Origin of the sequence: Bacillus stratosphericus, from assembly GCF_020524495.1 — a bacterium.
Classification (GTDB): Bacteria; Bacillota; Bacilli; order Bacillales; family Bacillaceae; genus Bacillus; species Bacillus stratosphericus_B.
In genome coordinates, this window is the sequence record NZ_JAIVLB010000078.1 from 1 (window position 1) to 3,010 (window position 3,010).

Below are 3,010 nucleotides of genomic sequence, written 5' to 3' on the forward strand. Positions count from 1 at the left end.
TTAACAGGATTGATCGAACTACGACCAACATCGTAGAACGCACTGTCAAAGAATACATTTATTATTATAACAACATTCGTATTCAAACAAAAATAAACAACCAATCACCGATAAACTATACGCAATTGGCTGTATAAAGGTGTTTTGATCCCTGTCTCAAAAACGGGGGTCAGTCCCATGAAGTGAGCGGTTTTTCTTTATACCCGGCGGATGGCGATCTCTTCCACCTTATGCTGATCGCCTTTTTTTAAAATCAGATCCGCTCTATATTTTGTCGGTAAAATATTTTCATATAAGTTAGGCCGATTCACTGTATTCCAAATCGTACTTGCCATCTGATCCGCTTCTTCATCGGTCAAATCTTTGTATTGGTGAAAGAAGGATTCAGGGTCTTGGAAGGCTGTTTCCCGCAGCAAACGGAAACGTTCTTTATACCAAGATTGAATTTGCGTTTCAGCGGCATCTACATAAATCGAAAAATTAAAGAAGTCTGATACAAACACACTCGGTTCATCCTTCATATCACCCAGTGCTGGTGATTGCAGCACATTGATTCCTTCGATGATGACAATATCGACATCCTCCACTGTTTCATAAACTCCTTCAAGTCGGTCGTAGGTAAGATGTGAATACACCGGTGCGTGGACAGTTTGTTTACCTGACTTCAATTCATTTAAAAAAGAAAGAAGTGCTTTGACATCATAGCTTTCCGGGAAGCCTTTCTTTTCCATCAGCCCTCGATCCTTTAACTCTTTTTGAGGATACAAAAAGCCATCAGTCGTCACAAGACTCACCTTTATGCCATCTCCAAGCCTTGATAAAAGAGTTTCAATAATACGAGCAGTCGTGCTTTTCCCGACGGCAACACTTCCAGCGATCCCAATTAAAAAGGGGATTTTGGCATGATGTGGATAGTTTAAAAAAGCATTCACATGTTGATTTTTTTGTTTTTCTGCAAAAACATGTAATGTCAGAAAACGAATAAGTGGTATGTAAATATCTTGAACTTCTTCAAGTGATAAATAATCATTTAATCCTTGAAGCGCTCTGGCTTCCTCTTCTGAAACAGATACAGGCATGTATTCTCCGAGAGCTGCCCAGGCCTCTCTCGTATGGCGTGTATATAACGTATTAAAATCCAGTCGTTCGTCACCCAAAGTCTTTCCCACCAATCTTCACTAAACTCGTAACCAAAAAGGCGATAATCCGATTGTAGCTTAAAATGAAGGCGCTGTCTTTATTTTTCAACTAAAGTTTATTGCTTTTGTGAAAAAAGCATTAAAAAAAGGAAATGAGGGGTAAATAAGAATATTCAGTTTGATAGATAGAAGGGAGCACACAAATGAAATATGTGATGATTGGCGGAGATGCAGCAGGAATGAGCTGCGCTATGCAAATATATAGAGAGGATCAAGACGCACACATTATCGCTTTTGAAAAAGGAGAGATTTTCTCATATGGACAGTGCGGACTCCCCTACTTGATCGGCGGTCTGATTAATCATCACAGAAAGCTCATCGCACGTAGCGCTGAAACCTTTCGCCGCAAATATGGGATTGACGCTAGATGCTTACATGAAGTGACCTCTATTGATACCGAGCAAAAAACGGTATCGGGTATTCACACAAAAACAAAACAACCATTTACAGAAACGTATGACCGCCTGTTAATTGCGACAGGAGCAAGCCCTATCACACTGGATTTAGATGGTCATCCATTAGAAGGTGTACACGTATTAAAAACAATTCCACATGCGTTGTCCATTTTAGACAATTTAAAAAAAGACGTCACACATATCACCATCATCGGCGGTGGATATATCGGCTTAGAAATGGCAGAAAATTTAAAATCGCTAGGAAAAGAAGTACATATCATTCAGCGAGGGGCAACACTTGGTCCAGGCTTTGACCCAGATATGGCAAGATATCTTAAAGAAGAAGCGGATGATAAAGGCATTCACGTGGTGCTTGGAGAAACGGTGCAACATTTAGAGGGCAGGGCACATGTAACATCTATTCAAACAGACAAACAGACCATTGAAACGAATATGGTCATCATCGCCATCGGCGTCACTCCGCAAACCTCCTTTCTCGACAAGACAGGAATCAAGCGCCTACAAAATGGAGCAATTGCGGTGAATGAATACATGCAAACCAATATAAAAGGCATCTATGCTGCAGGGGATTGCGCAGCGACCTATCACCGCATAAAAAAAGAACTGGATTACATTCCACTTGGAACGACCGCGAATAAACAAGGAAGAATCGCAGGCTTCCATATGACGGGGACGAACCGGGCATTTCAAGGCGTGACTGGAACAGCGGTGATGAAATTTATGGACATGACAGCGGGACGAACGGGCTTATCAGAGAAGGAAGCAAAAGAAGCGAACCTCCCCTTCTCCTCTATTACTATTGATAGTACTGATCACGCTGGGTATTACCCAGATGCGCAGAAAATGAAAGTAAAACTGATTTACAGAAGCGATGAGCGCACCTTACTTGGTGCTCAAATCATCGGCAAAAACGGTGTAGATAAACGAATCGATGTCATGGCAGCTGCCCTTTACCAAGAACTTACCATCACAGACCTTGAGGATTTAGATATTAGCTATGCACCGCCTTTTAATAGTGTATGGGATCCACTTCAGCAGGCTGCTAGACGAACATAAAAAAATGTGAATATATTGTACATTCAACAAATTGACACCATTAAAATTCCTATTACAGATATCCATCCACCTCTACTTTATGAACTCTTTTACAGGGGTTCGACATAGGGTGATTGATCTGTTTGTGAAGGATTTAAACATTCCATCAGTATCTAATCTATCATGAAGTGACAGTATCAGATACAATATTAAGCCCCATCAAAAAAAAGAAACCAGTCGATGTGAAGTGACCCCCTTAAGTTAGACACGGTATTTATTAGACAGCTTTCGAGGCATGAGTTCGATATTGTATCGGACTCATGCCTTTTAGTTTCGTCTTTATACGTGTGTGATTGTAGT

The 3,010-nt window shown here is 40.8% G+C and carries 4 protein-coding genes; 2 read left to right on the forward strand and 2 right to left on the reverse strand.

Annotated features, from left to right (window positions below; all coding sequences use genetic code 11):
• Window positions 1-137, forward strand: a 137-nt coding sequence (locus LC033_RS16335) for an IS3 family transposase (protein ID WP_226570257.1), incomplete at its 5' end; no start/stop codon positions are given.
• A gap of 60 nt (window positions 138-197) precedes the next feature.
• On the opposite strand, the gene coaA is transcribed toward LC033_RS16335, so the two are convergent.
• Window positions 198-1,157, reverse strand: a complete 960-nt coding sequence (coaA, locus tag LC033_RS16340) for a type I pantothenate kinase (protein WP_226570253.1) — start codon at window positions 1,155-1,157, stop codon at window positions 198-200.
• Window positions 1,158-1,342: 185 nt separating this feature from the next.
• Here coaA and LC033_RS16345 point away from each other — a divergent pair, with 185 nt between their 5' ends.
• Window positions 1,343-2,671 (forward strand): CoA-disulfide reductase, encoded by a 1,329-nt coding sequence (locus LC033_RS16345; RefSeq protein WP_226570255.1) that lies wholly within the window; start codon window positions 1,343-1,345, stop codon window positions 2,669-2,671.
• A 256-nt stretch (window positions 2,672-2,927) separates the two neighbouring features.
• Here LC033_RS16345 and LC033_RS17490 read toward each other — a convergent pair.
• Window positions 2,928-3,010: IS3 family transposase (locus tag LC033_RS17490; protein ID WP_376776472.1), on the reverse strand; the 83-nt coding region annotated here is incomplete at its 5' end.